This is a genomic window from Thiorhodococcus drewsii AZ1 (genome assembly GCF_000224065.1).
In the GTDB taxonomy this organism is placed as follows: Bacteria; Pseudomonadota; Gammaproteobacteria; order Chromatiales; family Chromatiaceae; genus Imhoffiella; species Imhoffiella drewsii.
Genome location: NZ_AFWT01000020.1, coordinates 31087 through 50506, shown reverse-complemented (window position 1 = coordinate 50506; position 19420 = coordinate 31087). Strand labels below are relative to the sequence as shown.

18 protein-coding genes are annotated in these 19420 nt (G+C 62.4%); 14 read left to right on the top strand and 4 right to left on the bottom strand.

The features are described from left to right. The first annotated feature begins 108 nt into the window (after window positions 1–108). Window positions 109–1287: a ChaN family lipoprotein gene (locus THIDRDRAFT_RS14365; protein ID WP_007041589.1), complete on the top strand. Its 1179-nt coding sequence runs from the start codon at window positions 109–111 to the stop codon at window positions 1285–1287. A 56-nt stretch (window positions 1288–1343) separates the two neighbouring features. Then, window positions 1344–2588 (top strand): prephenate-dependent tRNA uridine(34) hydroxylase TrhP, encoded by a 1245-nt coding sequence (gene trhP, locus THIDRDRAFT_RS14360; RefSeq protein ID WP_425358443.1) that lies wholly within the window; start codon window positions 1344–1346, stop codon window positions 2586–2588. Between the two features lie 50 nt (window positions 2589–2638). Here trhP and THIDRDRAFT_RS14355 read toward each other — a convergent pair whose 3' ends face one another. Continuing rightward, window positions 2639–3073, bottom strand: coding sequence for a YcgN family cysteine cluster protein (locus tag THIDRDRAFT_RS14355; protein WP_007041587.1), 435 nt, complete (start codon window positions 3071–3073; stop codon window positions 2639–2641). 196 nt (window positions 3074–3269) lie between these two features. On the opposite strand from THIDRDRAFT_RS14355, the gene THIDRDRAFT_RS14350 reads away from it, so the two are divergent. The 5 genes from THIDRDRAFT_RS14350 (at window position 3270) to THIDRDRAFT_RS14330 (ending at window position 6809) form a co-directional block, all read left to right on the top strand. Then, the gene (locus THIDRDRAFT_RS14350) at window positions 3270–3743 is read left to right on the top strand and encodes a methylated-DNA--[protein]-cysteine S-methyltransferase (protein WP_007041586.1); all 474 of its coding nucleotides are present in this window, start codon (window positions 3270–3272) and stop codon (window positions 3741–3743) included. A 15-nt stretch (window positions 3744–3758) separates the two neighbouring features. Next, complete coding sequence (gene xerD, locus THIDRDRAFT_RS14345) at window positions 3759–4655, top strand: site-specific tyrosine recombinase XerD (RefSeq protein ID WP_007041585.1); 897 nt, start codon at window positions 3759–3761, stop codon at window positions 4653–4655. 103 nt (window positions 4656–4758) lie between these two features. After that, window positions 4759–5241 carry a YajQ family cyclic di-GMP-binding protein gene (locus tag THIDRDRAFT_RS14340; RefSeq protein ID WP_007041584.1) on the top strand — a complete coding sequence of 161 codons (483 nt, stop codon included), beginning with the start codon at window positions 4759–4761 and terminating at the stop codon, window positions 5239–5241. A 10-nt stretch (window positions 5242–5251) separates the two neighbouring features. Then, window positions 5252–5986: a DsbC family protein gene (locus THIDRDRAFT_RS14335; protein ID WP_007041583.1), complete on the top strand. Its 735-nt coding sequence runs from the start codon at window positions 5252–5254 to the stop codon at window positions 5984–5986. A 43-nt stretch (window positions 5987–6029) separates the two neighbouring features. Continuing rightward, window positions 6030–6809, top strand: coding sequence for a PP2C family protein-serine/threonine phosphatase (locus tag THIDRDRAFT_RS14330; RefSeq protein WP_007041582.1), 780 nt, complete (start codon window positions 6030–6032; stop codon window positions 6807–6809). A gap of 109 nt (window positions 6810–6918) precedes the next feature. Here THIDRDRAFT_RS14330 and mutS read toward each other — a convergent pair whose 3' ends face one another. Continuing rightward, window positions 6919–9498 carry a DNA mismatch repair protein MutS gene (mutS, locus tag THIDRDRAFT_RS14325; protein WP_007041581.1) on the bottom strand — a complete coding sequence of 860 codons (2580 nt, stop codon included), beginning with the start codon at window positions 9496–9498 and terminating at the stop codon, window positions 6919–6921. A gap of 162 nt (window positions 9499–9660) precedes the next feature. On the opposite strand from mutS, the gene THIDRDRAFT_RS14320 reads away from it, so the two are divergent. Beyond that, window positions 9661–10692, top strand: a complete 1032-nt coding sequence (locus tag THIDRDRAFT_RS14320; protein WP_007041580.1) for an OmpA family protein — start codon at window positions 9661–9663, stop codon at window positions 10690–10692. 59 nt (window positions 10693–10751) lie between these two features. Next, the gene (locus THIDRDRAFT_RS14315; RefSeq protein WP_007041579.1) at window positions 10752–11324 is read left to right on the top strand and encodes a hypothetical protein; all 573 of its coding nucleotides are present in this window, start codon (window positions 10752–10754) and stop codon (window positions 11322–11324) included. 24 nt (window positions 11325–11348) lie between these two features. Here the strand turns inward: THIDRDRAFT_RS14315 and THIDRDRAFT_RS14310 are convergent, their stop codons facing one another. Both THIDRDRAFT_RS14310 and THIDRDRAFT_RS14305 read right to left on the bottom strand, forming a co-directional pair. Beyond that, window positions 11349–12167 carry an RMD1 family protein gene (locus THIDRDRAFT_RS14310; protein WP_007041578.1) on the bottom strand — a complete coding sequence of 273 codons (819 nt, stop codon included), beginning with the start codon at window positions 12165–12167 and terminating at the stop codon, window positions 11349–11351. 73 nt (window positions 12168–12240) lie between these two features. Continuing rightward, the gene (locus tag THIDRDRAFT_RS14305; RefSeq protein WP_007041577.1) at window positions 12241–13002 is read right to left on the bottom strand and encodes a TSUP family transporter; all 762 of its coding nucleotides are present in this window, start codon (window positions 13000–13002) and stop codon (window positions 12241–12243) included. A gap of 32 nt (window positions 13003–13034) precedes the next feature. Between THIDRDRAFT_RS14305 and THIDRDRAFT_RS14300 the strand changes: the two genes are divergently transcribed. The 5 genes from THIDRDRAFT_RS14300 (at window position 13035) to mrcB (ending at window position 19402) form a co-directional block, all read left to right on the top strand. Continuing rightward, entirely contained in the window at window positions 13035–13580 is a 546-nt protein-coding gene (locus THIDRDRAFT_RS14300) for an LEA/WHy family protein (RefSeq protein WP_007041576.1), read from the top strand. A gap of 102 nt (window positions 13581–13682) precedes the next feature. Then, window positions 13683–14621 carry an ABC transporter ATP-binding protein gene (locus THIDRDRAFT_RS14295; protein WP_007041575.1) on the top strand — a complete coding sequence of 313 codons (939 nt, stop codon included), beginning with the start codon at window positions 13683–13685 and terminating at the stop codon, window positions 14619–14621. Further along, window positions 14618–15406 carry an ABC transporter permease gene (locus THIDRDRAFT_RS14290; protein ID WP_007041574.1) on the top strand — a complete coding sequence of 263 codons (789 nt, stop codon included), beginning with the start codon at window positions 14618–14620 and terminating at the stop codon, window positions 15404–15406. The genes THIDRDRAFT_RS14295 and THIDRDRAFT_RS14290 overlap by 4 nt, the downstream gene beginning before the upstream one ends. Window positions 15407–15967: 561 nt before the next feature. After that, window positions 15968–16621: a PEP-CTERM sorting domain-containing protein gene (locus THIDRDRAFT_RS14285; protein ID WP_007041573.1), complete on the top strand. Its 654-nt coding sequence runs from the start codon at window positions 15968–15970 to the stop codon at window positions 16619–16621. Window positions 16622–16996: 375 nt separating this feature from the next. Further along, window positions 16997–19402, top strand: coding sequence for a penicillin-binding protein 1B (gene mrcB, locus THIDRDRAFT_RS14280; RefSeq protein ID WP_007041572.1), 2406 nt, complete (start codon window positions 16997–16999; stop codon window positions 19400–19402). Window positions 19403–19420 lie beyond the last annotated feature (18 nt).

The window sequence follows — 19420 nt, the reverse complement described above, 5'->3', positions numbered from 1 at the left end:
CTCTGGATGAGAATGGCCGAGGGATGGGAACGATTCAAGAACAGGCAACCAACTATGGATGCCGCAACCTAAAGAGGCCGCCCGCTTCGACGGCGGCTGGGAGAACGCGTGTCTCACAACACACATTCGGCCATGGTCCTCGCGGCCACATTGTTTGGGTTCGGTGGTCTGGCCTGCTCGACGAGCATGGCGGATCGGACGACCTCTTCCCACAATGCAATGGACGCGCTGGTGGCTAACGACACTCGAGTGGTCGAGTCGGCGCGACTGTTGGGTATGGACTGGCTGATCGGGCGCCTGGCCGATCGGCGGCTGGTTTTCGTCGGCGAGCGCCACGACCGTTACGCCGACCATCTGAACCAGCTGGCCATCATTCAGGGGTTGGTCGCGCGGGGTAAGACCCTCGCGATCGGCATGGAGTTCTTCCAGCAGCCCTTTCAGGACGCCCTAAACGACTATGTCGCCGGTCGGATCGACGAGGTCGAGCTGTTACGCCGGACCCAGTATTTCGACCGCTGGCGCTACGATTATCGGCTCTACCGTCCGATCCTGCGCTATGCGCGCGCCCAGGGAATTCCGTTGATCGCGCTCAATCTGCCCGCCGAGCTGACCAGCAAGGTCGGCCAGGTCGGAATCGAGGGACTCGACGCAGCCGATCGCACGTCGGTTCCGGCCGAGATCGAGCGCGAGGATCCCGCCTATCGCGACCGTCTCCGCGCGGTCTTCGATCAGCATCCGGGCGCCGAGCATCGCAACTTCGAGCATTTCCTGGAAGTGCAGCTGTTGTGGGACGAGGGCATGGCCGAGCGCGCCGCCAAGTATTTGAAATCGCATCCAGATCGTACTCTGGTGGTGCTGGCCGGGGCCGGGCATCTGGAATATGGACAAGGGATTCCCAGGCGTCTGCTGCGCCGCGTTCCGGCGCCGGCCGCCGTCGTTCTCAACGGGACTGGTCGTTCCTTGGATCGAGAGGCCGCCGACTATTTTCTATTCCCGTCCCCGGTCGAGCTGCCGCCCTCCGGGATGCTCGGTATCCAACTTGACGAAGACACGCCGGGCGAGGGCGTCCGGGTGGTCGGTATCGGCGAGGGCAGCGGGGCCAAGTTGGCCGGGATGCAGGAAGACGATCGGATCCTGAGCATTGAGGGACAGCCGATTGCCCGCTACGCCGACATCCGTATCGCGCTGCTCGATGCCCCGCCTGGACGGCGTCTCTCCGTTGAGGTGCTGCGCAAACGCTTGGTCGGCGGCGACCAACGCTTGACCCTTGAGGTTGAACTGCATTGACGACGTCTCTCGATCGCCGGCCGGAGCTGCTGTCGCCGGCCGGAACCCCGCTCAACATGCGCTATGCCTTTGCCTACGGCGCCGATGCCGTCTACGCAGGGCTCCCGCGCTACAGTCTGCGGGTGCGCAACAACGACTTCGACCTGGAGAACCTGGGGCTTGGGATCGCCGAGGCGCACGCCCATGGCCGGCGCTTCTATCTTGCGGCGAACCTCATGCCGCACGGGGCCAAGCTACGTACCTTTCTCGACGACATGGCGCCCATCCTGGCGCTGGGGCCGGATGCGCTCATCATGGCCGATCCAGGGCTCATCATGCTGGTCCGGGAGCGCTGGCCCGAGATGCCCATCCATCTCTCGGTCCAGGCCAATACGGTCAATGCCGCGTCGGTGCGCTTCTGGCAGCGACAGGGTCTGACGCGTGTCATCCTCTCGCGCGAACTCTCGCTCGACGAAATCGCCGAGATCCGCGAGGCCTGTCCGGATATCGAGCTGGAGGTCTTCGTCCATGGTGCGCTCTGTGTCGCCTACTCGGGCCGCTGTCTGCTTTCGGGCTATTTCAATCACCGCGACGCCAATCAGGGATCCTGCACCAATGCCTGTCGCTGGGACTATCGGCTGGGTGCCGTCTCGCCGGTTATCGAAACATCCGAGGGTGGTCGCCATCCGGCGGCGGACGAGGTCTACCTGTTGGAGGAGGCCAAGCGTCCGGGCGAGTATCTGCCGGTCTTCGAGGACGAGAACGGCACCTACATCATGAACTCGCGCGACCTACAGGCGGTCGCGCACGTTGGGCGTCTGGTCGCGATGGGGATCGACTGTCTCAAGATCGAGGGACGCACCAAGTCGCATTACTATGCCGCTCGGACCGCGCAGGTCTATCGCGCGGCCATCGATGACGCACTCGCCGGCCGTCCGTTCCGTCCCGAACTGATCGGGGATCTGGAGGGGCTCGCCAATCGCGGCTATACGGAAGGCTTCTACCGGCGCCATGCCGCAGCGTCCGATCTGCAGAACTATGCCGACGGTGCCTCGCGCAACCAGCGTCTACTGTTCGTCGGGGATGTGGCTCCGGGCGAGGGCGACTGGGTCGAGATCGAGGTCCGCAACCGCTTTGCCGTCGGCGACGAACTGGAACTCATGTCTCCCGAGGGCAATCGGCGCTTTCGGCTCGATCGCATGCTGGATTTGGAAAACGGCCCCCTGGAGGTCGCCCCCGGCGCCGGCTGGCGCGTCCGTATTCCACTGCCCGAGCGGCCCGCGTCCATGTCGCTGCTCGCGCGCGTGCTCGATGCCTCTTGATCGGTTCGGATGGAATCCTGTGGATCCTATCGATTCCGAGACCCCAGCCGTCACTCGACCCAGTCGATCAGGTTCATCAGCGGATTTGCCCCCGTGTCCGGGCTGATGACGCGACCGCGCACGCTTTGACCGGCCTCGAAGACGGACATTGGATCGCCGGTCAGCAGCGGATGCCAGATCGGGAGCGGTCTTCCCTCGGTGAGCCGCCGGTAGGCGCAGGTCTCGGGTAGCCAGGAGGGGGTCTCGAGGGTTTCCGGAGTCAGCGTCACGCAGTCGTGCATCGAGCGGGCGCGATTGCTGTAGTCGCTACAGCGGCAGCTGTCCAGATCCAGCAGCGCACAGGCAACGCGCGAGTAGATGATGCGGCCTGTGTCGTCGTCCTCGAACTTTTCGAGGCAGCACTTGCCGCAGCCGTCGCAGAGCGACTCCCACTGCTCGGCCGTCATCTCTGTCAGTGGAGTCGTTTCCCAGAATGGTTCGTTCATCTCGCTTGTCGCCGCCCGTGCATCGTCAGTGGTTCATCGCAGGCGGGCGAGTATAGCGGAAGGGCGAGGCCGTTGGTGGGGCTCGCCGCTGAAGCATGCGGCTAGGGTTATACTCGGAGTCCATACGCACGGAGTCCGGTCGATTTGGGCTCTGGCGGGAATGTCGGTGTCTCTGTCGATTCCGGGGTCATGTCCAATGCCATCCTCTCTTTTCGATACACCCCTCGGCCCTATCTCGGTCCATTGGCAGGGCGAGACCCTGACCGGGATCGACCTGGAGCCACTGGGTCTCGGCCCCGCAGATTCCAGTCCGTTGGCGTCATTGCCTGACTGGATCTCACGGCGGCTGGAGGCGTATTTCGCGCGTCCCGAAACCCGCTTCGATCTTCCCCTGGCGCTGGCTGGAACACCCTATCAGCTGCGCGTCTGGTCGGTGCTGCGAGCGATCCCGGTCGGCGAAACCCGTACCTATGGCGACCTGGCGCATGAGCTGGGAAGCGCCGCGCGTGCGGTCGGCCAGGCCTGTCGCGCCAATCCCTGTCCGATCGTCGTGCCCTGCCATCGGGTGGTTGCCAAGCAGGGCTTGGGCGGCTTCGCGGGCGATACGAGCGGTCGTCGGCTGGAGGTGAAGCGCTGGCTGTTGCGTCACGAGGGTGTCGCCTATGTCTGATCGGGGTGAGCGCTGATGGCGGACGATCGGGCGGTGATCGAGGGGTTCGCGGATGCGCTTTGGATGGAGCGTGGCTTGAGTCAGAACACCCTGTCGGCCTATCAGTCGGATCTGCGTGCCTTTGCGGTCTGGATGGTCCGCGAGCGTGGGCATGGCCTGGTGCAGGCGCAGCGGGTCGATCTACTGGGTTATCTGGCGCTGCTCGCCGAACAGGGTCGCAACCCCCGTTCCACGGCGCGTCTGCTCTCGTGTCTGCGACAGTTCTATCAGCACCTGCTGCGCCACGGTCTGATCTCGGAGGACCCAAGCGTGCGCGTGGACTCGCCCAAGCTGGGTCGTCCGCTACCCAAGAGTCTCAGCGAGTCCGAGGTCGAGGCGCTGCTCGGCGCGCCGGATACCCAGGATCCGCGCGGTCATCGCGACCGCACCATGCTGGAAGTGCTCTACGCGAGCGGTTTGCGCGTTACCGAACTGGTGACGCTGACGCCGAGTCAGGTGAGTCTGACCCAAGGGGTGGTGCGCATCATGGGCAAGGGCGGCAAGGAGCGCCTGGTTCCCTTGGGGGAGGAGGCTTGCGCCTGGCTGAAGGACTATCTTCGGGGGCCGCGCATGGATCTGCTCGGTGGGCGGGTCAGTGACTATCTCTTCCCGACCGGACGCAGCGACTGCATGACGCGCCAGGCATTCTGGCTGCTGATCAAGCGTTACGCCATCCAGGCGGGGGTCGTGAAGCCGCTGTCTCCGCACACGTTGCGCCATGCCTTCGCGACCCATCTCCTCAACCACGGCGCCGATCTCCGGGTGGTTCAGATGCTGCTGGGGCATAGCGACCTTTCAACCACTCAGATCTATACCCATGTGGCGCGTGAGCGGTTGAAGCAGCTGCATGCGCGGCACCATCCGAGAGGATGAGTCATGCGCTGTTCCTGTTCGCGATGCCATTCGTTGCGAGCACACCGGACGTCCGAACGCGTTATAGTTAGGCGCTTTCGGCGTTCCAGCGAGAGATTTATTCATGCCATCTTTCGATATTGTCTCTGAAATCGACCTTCAGGAGGTCCGCAACGCGGTCGATCAGGCCAATCGCGAAATCGGTACGCGGTTCGATTTCAAGGGGATCGATGCCAGTTTCGAGTTGACCGACGACAAGGTCCTCATGGTCGGCGAACAGGAATTCCACCTCCAGCAGATGATGGATATCCTCCGTCAGAAACTGGTCAAACGGAAAGTCGATCTCGACTGCCTGGATCCCAAGGAGCCGGTTTCCTCGCTCAATGCCGCCCGCCAGGAGGTCTTACTCAAGCAGGGTGTCGATTCCGACACGGCCAAGAAGATGGTCAAATCCATCAAGGCCAGCAAGCTCAAGGTGCAAGCCCAGATCCAAGGCGAACAGGTGCGAGTCACCGGTAAGAAGCGTGACGACCTGCAGGAGGCGATCGCGCACCTGCGCGCCCAAGATTGGGGGCTGCCGGTCCAGTTCAACAATTTCAGAGACTAGAGATTTTCCTATGCCGAGATTTCGTGATTTCGCCCTACTGGCCGGTTCATTGGCCCTTGTGTCGAGTCTGGCGCTCGCCTCGCCCGAGGATACTGTGCGCGCCGCGCTCAAGAAGGTGATCCCGGACATCGAGATCAGCAGCATTCAGGCGTCGCCCATCAAGGGTATCTACGAGGTGATGGCCGGCTCGGAGCTGATGTATGTGACCGCCGACGGGCGCTATTACATGAGCGGCCATATCGTCGACCTGAAGACCCGCAAGGACCTGACCGAGCCGCGTCTGGCCGAGGCGCGCAAGCGTCTGATCGACTCGGTCGGCGAGGAGAATATGGTGATCTTCGGCACGCCGGACGCCAAACATACGGTGACGGTCTTCACCGACATCGAGTGCGGTTACTGCCGCAAGCTGCATAGCCAGATTGCCGAATACGAAAAGGAAGGCATTCGCGTGCGCTATCTCTTCTTCCCGCGCGCGGGCAAGAACAGTCCGGCCTACGAAGAAGCGGTTTCGGTCTGGTGTGCCGGCGATGCCAATGCGCGTCGCGCGGCCATGACCAAAGCCAAGACCGGCGCAAAGATTCCGGTCAAGACCTGTGACAATCCGGTCGATGCCCATATGGCGCTTGGTCAGGAGATCGGGTTGCGCGGTACGCCAGCCATCGTGACCGAGGACGGTCAGCTGATTCCGGGCTATGTCGATCCCAAGCGCCTGGCGGCTGAACTCGACGGCAGGACCGGCAGTTGATCCGGGAACGAACCCTCATTCTGTCTTTTTAGTGTCGAGAACCATGGTGCGTCGTCCGATCAGTGCATTTGAATTGGAGTTCGCCTGGCGCACGGATCAGGGGCGGGTGCGATCGCGTAACGAGGATGCGGTCGTCGTCCACCCCGAATGGGGGTTGGTGGTCGTCGCCGACGGTGTCGGCGGCGCTAGCGCCGGGGATGTGGCCAGTCGTTTGGCGACCGAGACCATTTCCGAGCGTTTCGGCCGCCTCACGACCCCACGATCCGACCCGGAAAAGGCACGTCTCTATGTCGAGGCCGCAGTCGAAGAGGCCAATATCAGCATCTGGCGTCACAGCAAGCAGCGCACCGAGTGCACCGGAATGGGCACGACTGTGGTGGTCGGGTCGCTGGGTTGGGATTGGATGGCCTTCGCCCATGTCGGTGATTCGCGCATCTATCGGCAGAGGGAGGGCGAGTTCGTTCAGCTCTCGCGCGACCATTCGTTCATCCAGGAAGTCGTGGATCAGGGCTTCTTCACCTCGCGCGAGGATGCCCGGCGTTACGGTATCGGCGAGAATATCCTGACACGTGCGCTCGGCTCCGCCCCCGGAGTCGGGGTCTCCTCCGATCTGGTCGAGCTTCAAAGCGGAGATGTCTTCGTCTTCTGCACCGATGGCCTGACCGGCATGGTTCCGGAGGACTGGATGCGTCAGATTCTCATGGTCGTTGGTGAGAACTCGCTCGACGCAGCGGCCGACGCCCTCATCCGTATGGCCAATGAGCGCGGCGGGGCCGACAACATCACACTGGCCCTGGTCAAGGTCGGCGAGCGTATCGGTTGATTCAGCCGCCAGCCGTACAATCTTGCTGGTAGCTGGTAGCTGGTAGCTGGTAGCTGGTAGCTGGTAGCTGGTAGCTGGTAGCTGGTAGCTGGTAGCTGGTAGCTGGTAGCTAATCAACCATTTCCTTCAGACGATAGAGCTGCGCCAGTGCCTCGCGCGGTGATAGTGCGTCTGGATCCAACTCGCGTAGCGCGTCGCACACCGGTGGGTCTGGGATCGGTTCCGGTTCCGGCGCTGGCTCGGGTGCGAACAGCGACAGTTGAACCGCCTCGCGCTCGGCATGACGATGGGCCGAAGCCTCCAGCTCGCGCAGACGCGTTCGGGCACGCTGGATTACCTTGGACGGAACGCCTGCAAGGGCCGCGACCGCCAGTCCGTAGCTCTGATTGGCCGGGCCTTCGCGCAGTGCGTGCATGAAGACGATCGAGTTGTCGTGCTCGACTGCGTCCAGATGCACGTTGACGATGCCCGGATGCTCCTCGGGCAGCGTCGTAAGCTCGAAATAGTGGGTCGCGAACAGGCTGTAGGCGCCGATCCGGGTCGCCAGCTCGATGCTGCACGACCAGGCCAGCGAGAGTCCGTCGAAGGTGCTGGTGCCGCGTCCCACCTCGTCCATCAGCACTAGGCTATGCTCGGTCGCGTTGTTCAGGATGTTGGCCGTTTCCTCCATCTCGACCATGAAGGTCGAGCGCCCGCCCGCCAGGTCGTCCGAGGCGCCGATGCGCGAGAAGATGCGGTCCACCGTGCCGATGGTTGCCGATGCGGCTGGAACATAGCTGCCGGCATGGGCGAGCAGGACGATGAGCGCGTTCTGACGCATATAGGTCGACTTGCCGCCCATGTTGGGGCCGGTGATCACCAGCATGCGGCGCTCGGCGTCCATCAGCAGATCGTTGGCGACGAAGGGTGCGTCGATCACCCGCTCGACCACCGGATGGCGGCCGTCACGGATTTCGATGCGGCTGTCCTCGGTCAGCGTGGGGCATGACCAATTCAGCGTCTCGGCGCGCTCGGCCAAGTTGGCGATGGCGTCGAGCGCGGCGATTCCGGCGGCGCTCGTCTGTAGCGGTGCCAGTCGTTCGGTCAGCCGGCCGAGCAGTTCCTCGTAGAGCGCCTTTTCGCGCGCCAGCGCCCGCTCACGACTGCTCAGTACCTGGTCCTCGAAGCGTTTGAGTTCGGGCGTGATATAGCGTTCGGCGCCTTTGAGCGTCTGGCGGCGGACGTACTCGGCCGGCACCTGATCGGCCTGGGCACGGGAGAGCTCGATGTAATAGCCGTGCACCCGGTTGTAGCCGACCTTGAGTCCGGGGATGCCGGTGCGTTCGCGCTCGCGCGTTTCCAGGTCGATCAGGAATTTGTCCGCGTTGTTCGAGAGATCGCGCAGCTGGTCCAGCTCCGAATCGTATCCGGGCGCGATGACGCCGCCGTCGCGGATCAGGACCGGCGGCTGCGCGAGGATCGCGCGGACCAGCAGATCCAGGATCTCGGGGTGCTCGCCGATCTCGGTATCCAGGCGCGTTAGCAATGGGTCGTCGAGTTCGCCGATCTGTACGCGCAGCGCGGGAAGCGCCGCGAGCGAGTCGCGCAGCACGGCCAGATCGCGCGGTCGGGCCGAGCCCAGCGCGACACGGGCGAGGATGCGTTCCAGATCGCCGATTTCGGCCAGATGCTCCCGCAAGGGTTCGAGTCGGCGCCGGTCGGTTAGGGTGCGGATGGCCGCGTGGCGCTCACGCACCGACTGCAGGTCGCGCAGCGGACGGTTGAGCCAGCGCCGCAGCAGTCGGCTGCCCATGGCGGTTGCGGTACGGTCGAGGATGCCGGCGAGGGTGTGCTCGGGGCGTCCGGTCAGGCTCTCGGTCAGCTCCAGATTGCGGCGGGTCGCGGCGTCGAGGATGAGTGCCTCGTCGCGCTGCTCGGTGCTGAGCCCACGGATGTGGGGCAGGGCCGCGAACTGGGTGTCGCGCACGTATTGCAGCAGACAGCCGGCTGCGCCAACGGCGAGCGGCAGGGTGGCGCAGCCGAATCCGCCCAGATCGCGGGTGCCGAACTGCTCGCACAGCGACTGTTGCGCCGAATCGGCGTCGAAGTGCCAGGTCGGACGGCGGGTGACGCCGTGCTCCAGACGCAGGTCCAGTGGCAGGCGGCTGTCCTCGTCGACCAGGATCTCGGCGGGCTTGAGCCGTTCCAGCTCGCTCGCCAGTGCCTCCCGGTTGGCCACTTCCAATACCGAGAAGCGGCCGCTGGAGAGTTCCAGCACGGCCAGCCCGAACCCGTCCTTCGATTCGGCGATGGCGGTCAGCAGGTTCTCGCGGCGCTCGTCCAGCAAGGCCTCGTCGGTTAGGGTGCCGGGCGTGACGATGCGTGCCACCTTGCGCTCGACTGGGCCCTTGCTCGCACTCGGATCGCCGATCTGCTCGCAGATGGCGACCGAAACACCTTTGCGCACCAGCTTGGCCAGATAGCCCTCGGCGGCATGATAGGGGACGCCAGCCATGGGAATGGGCCGGCCGGCCGACTGGCCGCGCTTGGTCAGTGTGATGTCTAACAGACGTGCGGCGCGCTCGGCATCCTCGAAGAAGAGCTCGTAGAAGTCCCCCATCCGGTAGAAGAGCAGCATGTTCGGGTGGTCTGCCTTGATCCGAAGGTACTGCTGCATCATGGGCGTGTGTTGGGAAAAATCGTTGGACATGCGATCCGTTCTGTCTGGTGAGGGCCGAAAGGGTCGCTAGTCTAGTGCGGTTGGATGCAAATGTGCAGGCACCGAGCCCGGTCCGATTCGATATCGGTCGGATGCCAGACTAGAATGCCCGTCCTTACCAAGGCCATTACGAATCCACCCGAGAGGAACTCGATGCGTCCGAATGTCGGCCCCAAGCTGGTCTGTTTCTGTCTCCTGCTGCTTGCCGCTGTCCAGGTGGGTCTTGCGCGCGGGCTGGACAGGGATCTGCCTGGAGCCCGGGATCCGGCGGGCGTGGAGCGTTTTTCGGAGTCGGTCATCATCGGCTATCGCGTCGAGGATGGGCAGTCCACGCGCATGCCGCTCGGCCCCTGGGTGGCTGGGCGGTCCAAAGGCGATTGGAAGAAATCGCTCGAGGTTGCCGGTCGACGCACGCGTATCCTCTACCTCATCCCGCGCACCGTGGGGTCGCGCGAGGTTATGAAGCACTACCGAGAGGTCCTGGGGCGCGCTGGCTACGAGATGCTCTACGCCTGTGTCGGCGAGGACGAGTGCGGCACGTCCGTCGCCCACTTCTATGCCGAGGAAGCCCAAGGGAAAAGGTTGACCGACTCCTATCTGCTGAAGCGGGCCTTTTCGGGCGATTCGGCCAAGGATCCCTGGATCCTGGTCGGCGAGCGGCGCTCGGGCGGTGCGGAGGCGCATCTTTTCGTCTTCGGTGCCTATCAGGACAACTATGCCGATTCCGGTGCGGGTGAGCGGGTCGCGGTGTTTGTGGAGGGCGTCGAGGCGGCCAGGTCTACGGCGAAGCCCACCGGGGATGTCATCGACGCCCAGGAGCTGGCGCGATCGATGGCCGAAGAGGGGCATGCCGTCCTCTATGCCATCGGTTTCGAGTCAGAACGCAGCACCACCTTGTTGCCCGATTCCGGGCCTCAGCTCGAGGCCATGGCCAGGATGCTGAGCGAGTCGCCAGACCTGTCTGTCTACATCGTGGGTCACACCGACAATCAAGGGAACCTGGACGGGAATCTCGATCTTTCGCGCCGGCGCGCGACCGAGGTCGTTCAGACGCTGATTCTCAATTATGGCATTCCGGGGGAGCGGCTTACCCCCAGAGGCGTGGCCAGCCTCGCGCCCGTTGCCACCAACGCGACGCCCGAGGGGCGTGCACGTAATCGTCGAATCGAGCTGGTACCTCGTTGAACCAACGCTGGATGGGGGCGGTGATGGCGGTGTCCGGCGTCCGCGCTTAGAATGCCGCCATGAAACAGGACCTGAAACTTCCCAAGACCTACAAAACGCTGCTGATGTTGGCCCTGGTGCTGGGGCCGTTCTATTGGCTGGCCTTCACCGATGACGGTCAGCGTCGGACCGATCTGGCTCTCATGGCGCTGCTCGGGCATCCCGAGTTCAATCCGGCCGTGGAGTCCTTCAACGGCTCTTTGAGCGAGGCGCGTCTGCGCGAGGTCTTCCCCAAGCTCGATTGGCGCTGCGGCGATGGGACCAATCCGTTCGGGGATCGGTTGTGCAAGGCCGATATCGGCTCCTTCAACCAGATCCCCGCCTCCAGCGTCACCTTTTTCTTCGCCGGCTCGGATCTGCGCGCCGCCAAGATCGTCTATCGTCACGCCTACCATGCCCTGTTGTCCGATTGGCTGGGCCGGCGTCTCGGCGGTCGCGGCGCGGCCCCGCCGGTGGCGGTCGAGTCAAAGGAGGGCGTCAAGATCTACCCGGTGGACGATGGCGAGATCTTCGTTCGCCAAGGGGCGCTGGGCGAGGATGAGGAGCCGGCCATTCTTTGGATCTCGCGAGCGGCGCTCGACGCTCGGCACTGAACATGGCATCACTCTTCGTTCGGTTCAGGGCGCAGGATGGTCGACGATGAAGAGCTCATAGAGCGTCAAAACGATCTCGACCACGATCAGGATGACGATGTACCACTCGACCCTGAGGCTGCGTTTACTCTGCAGCAGGTTCAGCAGCGTGTTGGCCGTGTCGTTGATCAGGGACAGTTTGCGTTCCAGCGCGAGCTGTCGTTCGCGAATCTCGTATTCCGCCTCCAGGTTCAGGAAGAGGCGCTCCAGGTCCGGGCGCTCCCAGATGATCTCGGGCTTGTCGCCCACCTCGCCCCGTCCCACCATCTCCTGCTGGATCGCCAGTGACTCGCCGATGTGACGGATGAGAATGCGGGCGTTGCCCGCACCGCGTCCGAATCGCCGCAGCTGATCGGCGAGCGGTTCGATACGGTCGAAGGCGAGCGCGACGCGTGATTCTTGATGTGCCAGTAGGACGCTCTTGCCGAGGATGTCCGCGATGACCTGCAGGCGCGCGGTGTCCGTGTCCGTCATCACCAGACGGTCGTGCTCCAACCCCTCGGTGCGTCCGGGGTCGATGCTGATCGAGAGCTGTTCCAGCTCCGGCGAATCGAGCGGTTCGCGCACGAAGGGTCTCAGATAGGCCAGGAAGGCGACCTCGGCCTGAGGGTCGACGTCGAACAGGACGACGGCTCCGGATCGCAGCAGCACGGCGCGCCCACCGCCACTCACCTGAACCAGGAGCGGATTGGTGGCCAATGAGTCGAACGCATCGAGCCGTTTCAGATCGAGATTGCGGCCGAGCAGCAGGGCTCGCGCGGTCAGCCCTGTGGGGCCGACGGAAGGGGGTAGGGCGGCGGACACGAGGACCTCTCCATAGTGAATCGAAACGCCGCGCGCAGTCTGGCATTCTCGAGGGCGGCGAGCAATCGGCCGTTTAGCCTGAGCTGATCGCGTCCCACAGCAGCTTGCCCGAGACGGCCAGCGAGGAGACGACAAGGACTGGCCGTACCAGCGTCGCGCCATGCCGCAAGACCAGATGTGCACCGATCCAGGCCCCGGCCAACTGACCGACTGCCATGACCGCCGCGATGGTCCAGGCGATGTGTCCTCCGACCATGAACAACAGCAGTGAGGCTAGATTGCTGGTAAAGTTGAGCGTCTTGGTATGGGCGGTCGCCCGGCGCATGTTGTAGCCGAGCAGGGCGATGTAGCTCATGGTGAAAAAGGTGCCGGTTCCCGGTCCGAAGAAGCCATCGTAAAAACCGACTCCCAGTCCGACGCTGACGGCGAAGGCCGGCTCACTGATGCGCTGATGCGAATCCAGATCGGAGACGCGCGGCGAGAAGAGAAAGTAGAGCGCGAAGGCGATCAGCAACAGCGGGATGAGACGCTCCAGAAAGGCCGCGTCGATCAGTTGCACCAAGAGCGCCCCGGCCGCCGCGCCGGCGAAGGTGAAGCCGATGGCGACCTTCATCGTGCGCGGCTCGATGTAACCCTGGCGGACGAAATGCGCGGTCGCCATCCCGCTGCCGAAGACCGCCTGTGCCTTGTTGGTCGCGAGCGCCTCGACCGGCGAGAGTCCGGCCCAGAGGAGCGCGGGGATGGTCAGGAGTCCACCGCCACCGGCGATGGCGTCGATGAGGCCGGCCGCGAGGGCGACCGGAAACAACCAGAGGGCGAGTTCGAGGGATGGCACGGTCGGAAGGCTCTGTTTCTCGGAGTGGGTCTATGTCGAATGCGGATTTGCACCGAGGTGTGATGATCGCGGCGCGCGTCCGCTATGGTTTGGCGTGGACCCGATCGGTTGGCATTATCGCGCTGATCGCCTTGCTGGTGGGCCTGATCGCCGCATGCGCGAGCCCTCTTCAGTCTTGGCAGACCCCGGTGGTGTCGCTCATTGGGTTGCAGCCCAAGCAATTGGGGTTGGCGCGACAGGTTTTCATCGCCACCTTGGGGGTCAGGAATCCGAACGATCGGGCGCTGCCGGTGAAGGGGTTGCGCTATCGGCTCGCGCTTGAGGGCCAAGAGGTGGCCGAGGGGTCGGCGCGACTCGATCGCCAGATTCCGGCTCATGGCGAGGCGGCGGTCGATGTCGAGATCATCAGTAACCTGCTGACGATCGCCCCGCAGTTGTTGCTCCTGGCGCGCCAGGAGACCCCGCTCCAATGGACGGTTGTCGGTAGCCTGTCCGTTGCCGGCGGACTGATCGACTTGCCCTACCGCTACTCGGGTACCCTCGACCCGCATCAAATCATGGCCGGCTCGTTGCGCTGACCGTCGCTCAAGAGGGACGGTCCAATCGATCCGGTCTCGCTCATTTCGGCTCGGCTCCGGTTCCGGCACCGAGCCGGCAGATTCGAGACACTCAAGAATCACATGTTCGCACTCGATGTCCAGCAGCTCACCAAGACCTACAGGGGCGGTTTTCAGGCCCTGAAGGGAATCGACCTACAGGTCGAAGAGGGCGATTTTTTCGCTCTGCTCGGTCCGAACGGGGCCGGAAAATCCACCTTCATCGGTATCGTTTCGTCGCTCGTCAATAAGACCACGGGGCAGGTGCGGGTGTTCGGGAACGATCAGGACGCGGATCCGGAGGCGGTCAAGTCCTGCATCGGTCTGGTCCCGCAGGAGTTCAACTTCAATCTCTTTCTGCCGGTGATCGAGGTGGTCCTCAATCAGGCCGGCTATTACGGTATCCCGCGTCACGAGGCCAAGATCCGTGCCGAGCGCTATCTGCGTCAGCTCGATCTCTGGGATCGTCGCAATCAGGAGATGCGCAGGCTATCGGGCGGCATGAAGCGACGCCTGATGATCGCGCGCGCGCTGGTCCATCAGCCAAGGCTGCTGATTCTCGACGAGCCGACCGCCGGCGTGGACATCGAGATCCGCCGCTCCATGTGGTCCTTTTTGCGGGATCTGAACGCCGAGGGGACGACCATCATCCTCACGACGCACTATCTGGAAGAGGCCGAGAGCCTCTGTCGCAACATCGCCATCATCAATCGGGGGCTGATCGCCGAGCGGACCAGCATCTCGGCGCTGCTCAACAAGCTCCATACCGAGACCTTCGTGCTCAATCTCAAGGGGCGGGTCTCTGAGCTGCCGGAGTTGGGCGGCTTCGTGCTCCAGTATCTCGATGATTGCACCCTGGAGGTCGAGATGAACCGGGATCACACCATCAACGGACTCTTCGACGCACTCTCGCGCAACGGGATCGAGGTCATCAGTTTGCGCAACAAGCAGAACCGGCTGGAACGTCTGTTTCTGGAGATGGTGGACGGGCGTGTCGCTGCGGCCGAAGGAGGTGTGGCGTGAATGGATTGGGACGTCGTTGGACGCGCTACGCGGTCACCTTTCAGACCATCCTGTCCAAGGAGATCTTGCGTTTCTCGCGCATCTGGGTGCAGACGGTGCTGCCCTCGGTCATCACAACCACCCTCTATTTCGTGGTCTTTGGTCGTCTGATCGGGGATCGTATCGGCACCATGGACGGATTCGCGTATCTGGATTTCATCGTCCCGGGTCTGGTGCTTATGGGGGTCATCACCAATTCCTATGCGAACGTGGTGTCGTCCTTCTATAGCAGCAAGTTCTCGCGCTATATCGAGGAATTGCTGGTCTCGCCCGCGCCGCATTGGGTCATTTTGGCCGGCTATGTCGGCGGGGGCGTGGCGCGCGGACTGGTGGTAGGCGGCGCCGTCCTGGCGGTCGCGCTCCTCTTTACGGATATCCATATCCACAGTCCGGGCGTCATGTTTCTGGTCTGTCTTATGACCGCCACGCTTTTCTCGCTTGGCGGATTCATCAACGCCGTCTACGCCAACAGCTTCGACGACATCTCCATCGTTCCGACCTTCGTCCTCACGCCGCTGACCTATCTCGGCGGCGTCTTCTATTCCATCCAGTTGCTGCCCGACTTTTGGCAGGCCGTCTCCATGGCCAATCCCGTCCTCTACATGGTCAACGCCTTCCGCTACGGACTGTTGGGCGTGAGCGACATCCCGCTCGGCGCCGCCTTCGGCATGATTCTGGTCTTTATCGTCGTGCTGGTTGCCTACAGTTTGCGGTTACTGCAACGGGGTGTGGGAATCAAGACCTGAGGTTGATCGAGGGCGGGAAAAGCGAGTGCAGTGGGTGTAACTTTTTTGCGTCACTTCGATTCTTGGATCCTGTTTTTTGTCACATTCACGATGTGTTGTGTGAGGCTTCGATTTTGGGGTGTTCGATATAAACAGCCGATAAGGAGATGCTGATCAAATGCCTTCCTGGCATCGGATCAGCTCGCGGGTCGAAAACGCGGTTTCCAGCGCGCTCCATTTTCAATCGCTTAGCTGCTTGAAAATGCCGGGTCATCCTTGGCACAGATGGGAAACGCGATGGATCAGCGTTTCCCTAAGATATATGTGATTCACTGTGCTGATGGAAAGTGGTGCATTTTTTGCTTTAAGAATTCCTGTGATATCTGCCTTTGAGCCGGTTTCTGGTTCGAGTTCCTGAGATATGCTGAGAGTCGCCAGATTCGTCGGCTAACAGGACTCTCGGTGCCCCGGTCAGGGAAATCAATTGCTGCGGGATTCGATTGGTAATGAGGTCATTTATCGAATTTCGGCGCTAATATATTGGTTTGCGAGTTTTTATTTAATAAACGAAGGAATTTGATGATGAAAAAACTCTTTCTCGGTGCTATTGGTTCGGTAGCGTTGATGCTCGGTCCAGTGAGCTCCGCTTTAGCCTGTTTGGATTGCGATCCGAGTACGTCTTGGGAGAACTCGGTGTCAATTAAGCAGGATGTTTGGGAAAAAAATTTGCTTGGGATTGGGTCTGGTGTTAGTTACTTGACCCCAATGAAGTGGGACTGGACGGAATCCGCGAAGAATAGCGCGAAGAATGGCGAGATGAGCGTGTTTCTCGATATGAGTTATAGAGGGCTTACTGATGGTTGGAAAGAGAATTGGAGTAAGGTTGAGGTTAGCTCTTATGGCTCTTCAGTCGTTCAGACGATTGCCTTGACTGGCAATTCGTTGTCTGTGCAATTGGATGCGAAAGTGGTCGAGGCATTGGCTGCATATGCTGAAGATCATTCTTGGTCCGATAAGCATAATACTTATTATGATACGGGGTTGAATTTCAAGTTCTATGAGACAGGCGAGAATCTTTTTTCGAATGTTTTCTCGTTGAAATCGGCTAAGGTTTCGTTTGATTGCACTCCCACTTCGGTTCCCGTGCCGGCCGCCGCACCTTTGTTCCTCGGTGGTCTGGGCCTAGTTGGCTGGGCCGGTCGGCGGCGTCGCCAGAAGGTGGCTTCGGTATCCTGAGCCGTTCCTGAGCGATCGATATCCATGTCCCGACCGCCTTCATTCCGATGAGGTGGTTGGGCCTCCCGCAAGTCTCTCCCGTCTTTTCCCCACGCTGCATCCGCGTCATCACAAACCGCAGCGACTTTTGCCGTTCGCGCCCCGAGCCCCCATAATCCCACCCCGTCGTGTCTTTCCCTTCCGCGATCGGCTCTGTCATCTCACTGTCTTCGCTCGGCTGCGAGCGGTTGTGTCCAGGCGCCGCGAATGGGACCATAAGCCGCTGAACCGTCTTTGAATCAGGCTGATCGAGCTCCCTGGATGTATCCATACCCTTCCCCTTCCTTGTCCGACACGGATGGTGGCGTTTCGACGCTGCCGGGCGGTTGCTGACCCGTGGCCGATAAGCGTCGAACCTCCACGCGCGTCCGAAAACCTTCGGTCCGGCGTAAGCGTTTCCGTCTTCTCCCCTTTCTCCTCGGTTGGGTCTTGCTGCTCGGGATCGTCGGTGGCGCGGTGGCCGTCGTTTACGGCATCCATCTCGACCGGGTGGTGCGCGGCAAGTTCGAGGGGCAGCGCTGGGCCTTGCCGGCGCGTGTCTATGCGCGTCCGTTGGAGCTCTATGCCGAGCGGCGTCTGGAGCCCGGTCAGTTTGAGGATGAGCTGAAGCGTTTGGGATATCACACGGCGTCCGATCTCAGTGCGCCTGGAACCTACCGCCGCGAGGAGGACCGCTTTCTGGTGCGGACCCGCGCCTTCCGCTTCTGGGACGGACAGGAGCCGAGCCGGCATCTCGATATCCAGTTTGCCGACGGCAAGGTGGCAAGTCTTAAGGGGGCCGATGGGGACCCGGATCCGGCCCTGGTGCGGCTGGACGCCATGCTGATCGCGAGCATCTATCCGACCCATCACGAAGACCGAGTGCTGGTGCGCCGCAAAGAGTTGCCGGATCTGCTGGTCAAGACCCTGATGGCGGTTGAGGATCGCAATTTCTACCAACACTTCGGCATCGATCCCAAAGGCATCCTGCGCGCGGCGATCAGCAACTTCCAGGCCGGAGCCGTGGTCGAGGGCGCCAGTACCTTGACCCAGCAGTTGGTCAAGAACTTCTATCTCAGTGCCGACCGGACCTTCGAGCGCAAGATCAAGGAGGCCTACATGGCCTTCCTGTTGGAGCGTCGCTACAGCAAGGACGAAATCCTGGAGGCCTATGCCAATGAGATCTATCTCGGCCAGGATGGTAGCCGTGCCATCCACGGGTTCGGTCTGGCCAGCCAGTTCTTCTTCGATCTGCCGCTGAGCGCGCTGAGCATCCAGCAGACGGCCTTGTTGGTCGGGATGGTTCAGGCGCCTTCGAGTCTGGATCCGCGACGTCATCCTGAGGCGGCCTTAAAACGCCGCAATCTGGTCCTAGACCTCATGGTGCGCGATGGCGTCATCAGTCCGGAGCAGGCCAAGGAGGCCAAGACCAAGCCGCTCGGTATCCAGGATGGTGGTGGGCGTCCGGCCGGCGAATATCCGGACTTCATCACCCTGGTGCGGCGCCAGTTGCAGCGCGATTACCGCGACGAAGACCTGCGCTCGGAGGGACTCAACATCTTCACCACGCTGGATCCGCTGGTCCAGACCACGGTCGAGAAGGCGTTGCCCAAGAAGCTTGCCGAGCTCGAAAAGTCCCGCCGCATGAAGCCTGGCACCCTGGAGACGGCTGCGGTCGTAACCTCGGTGAATCAAGGCGAGGTGCTGGCGATCGCGGGCGGCCGTCAGCCCGGCTACGCGGGTTTCAACCGCGCGCTCGACAGCGTTCGCTCCATCGGATCCCTGGTCAAGCCGGCGGTCTATCTGACCGCGCTTTCCCAGCCCGATCGCTATACCCTGACGACCAGCATCCAGGACAAGCCGGTCAGTCTGCCCGACGGCAACAAACGCTGGGAGCCGAAGAACTACGACCATCGTGTCAATGGCCCGGTCATGCTGTCCGACGCCCTGATGCGGTCGCTCAATCTCGCCACGGTGAACCTGGGCCTAAGCGTCGGCGTCTCAAAGGTGGCCGATACGCTCTACCGGCTCGGTGCTCAGCGCCGGATTCGAGTCGTGCCCTCCTTGCTGCTCGGCTCAGTGGCGCTCTCGCCGTTGGAGGTGGCGCAGGTGTATCAGACCATCGCGGCCGGAGGTTACCGGGCCCCGCTGCGGGCGATTCGCGAAGTCGTGGATGCCCATGGTCGCCCCTTGAACCGCTATCCGTTGGCGGTCGAGGCGGTGGTCGATCCCAAGGCTGCGTTTCTCACCACCTGGGCGCTCAAGCGTGTCGTAACCAATGGCACGGCCAGATGGCTGGGCCGCCAGCTTCCCAAGGGCATGACCATGGCGGGCAAGACAGGCACCACCGACGATATGCGCGATAGCTGGTTCGCTGGCTTCTCGGGCGATAAGGTTGCGGTGGTCTGGGTCGGTCGCGACGACTACAAGCCGATGGGGCTCGCCGGCGGTTCGGGAGCCCTGCGCGTCTGGGGCGAGTTCATGCTAGCTATGGAGAACGAACCGCTGCCCGACGTGCCACCGGATGGTGTGACGATCGCCGATGCCTGCGGCCGATCCGACGTTCCCTACATCGGCGATGCCTCTGCGGCGGCACGCGGTTGTGGTGGTGGCTCCGGCAAGCGGACCTCCGATGGCGGTGAGAAACGCGTTGCTCAGAAGGCGGAAGAAGAGACTCGGCCGGAGCCGCCGCCTCCGCCGAAGCCCAAGCCGGTGGAACCGTCCAAACCCGTCAACCATTTCATGAGAGATTTCTACAACTGATGTCAGCTGTCGCTCATT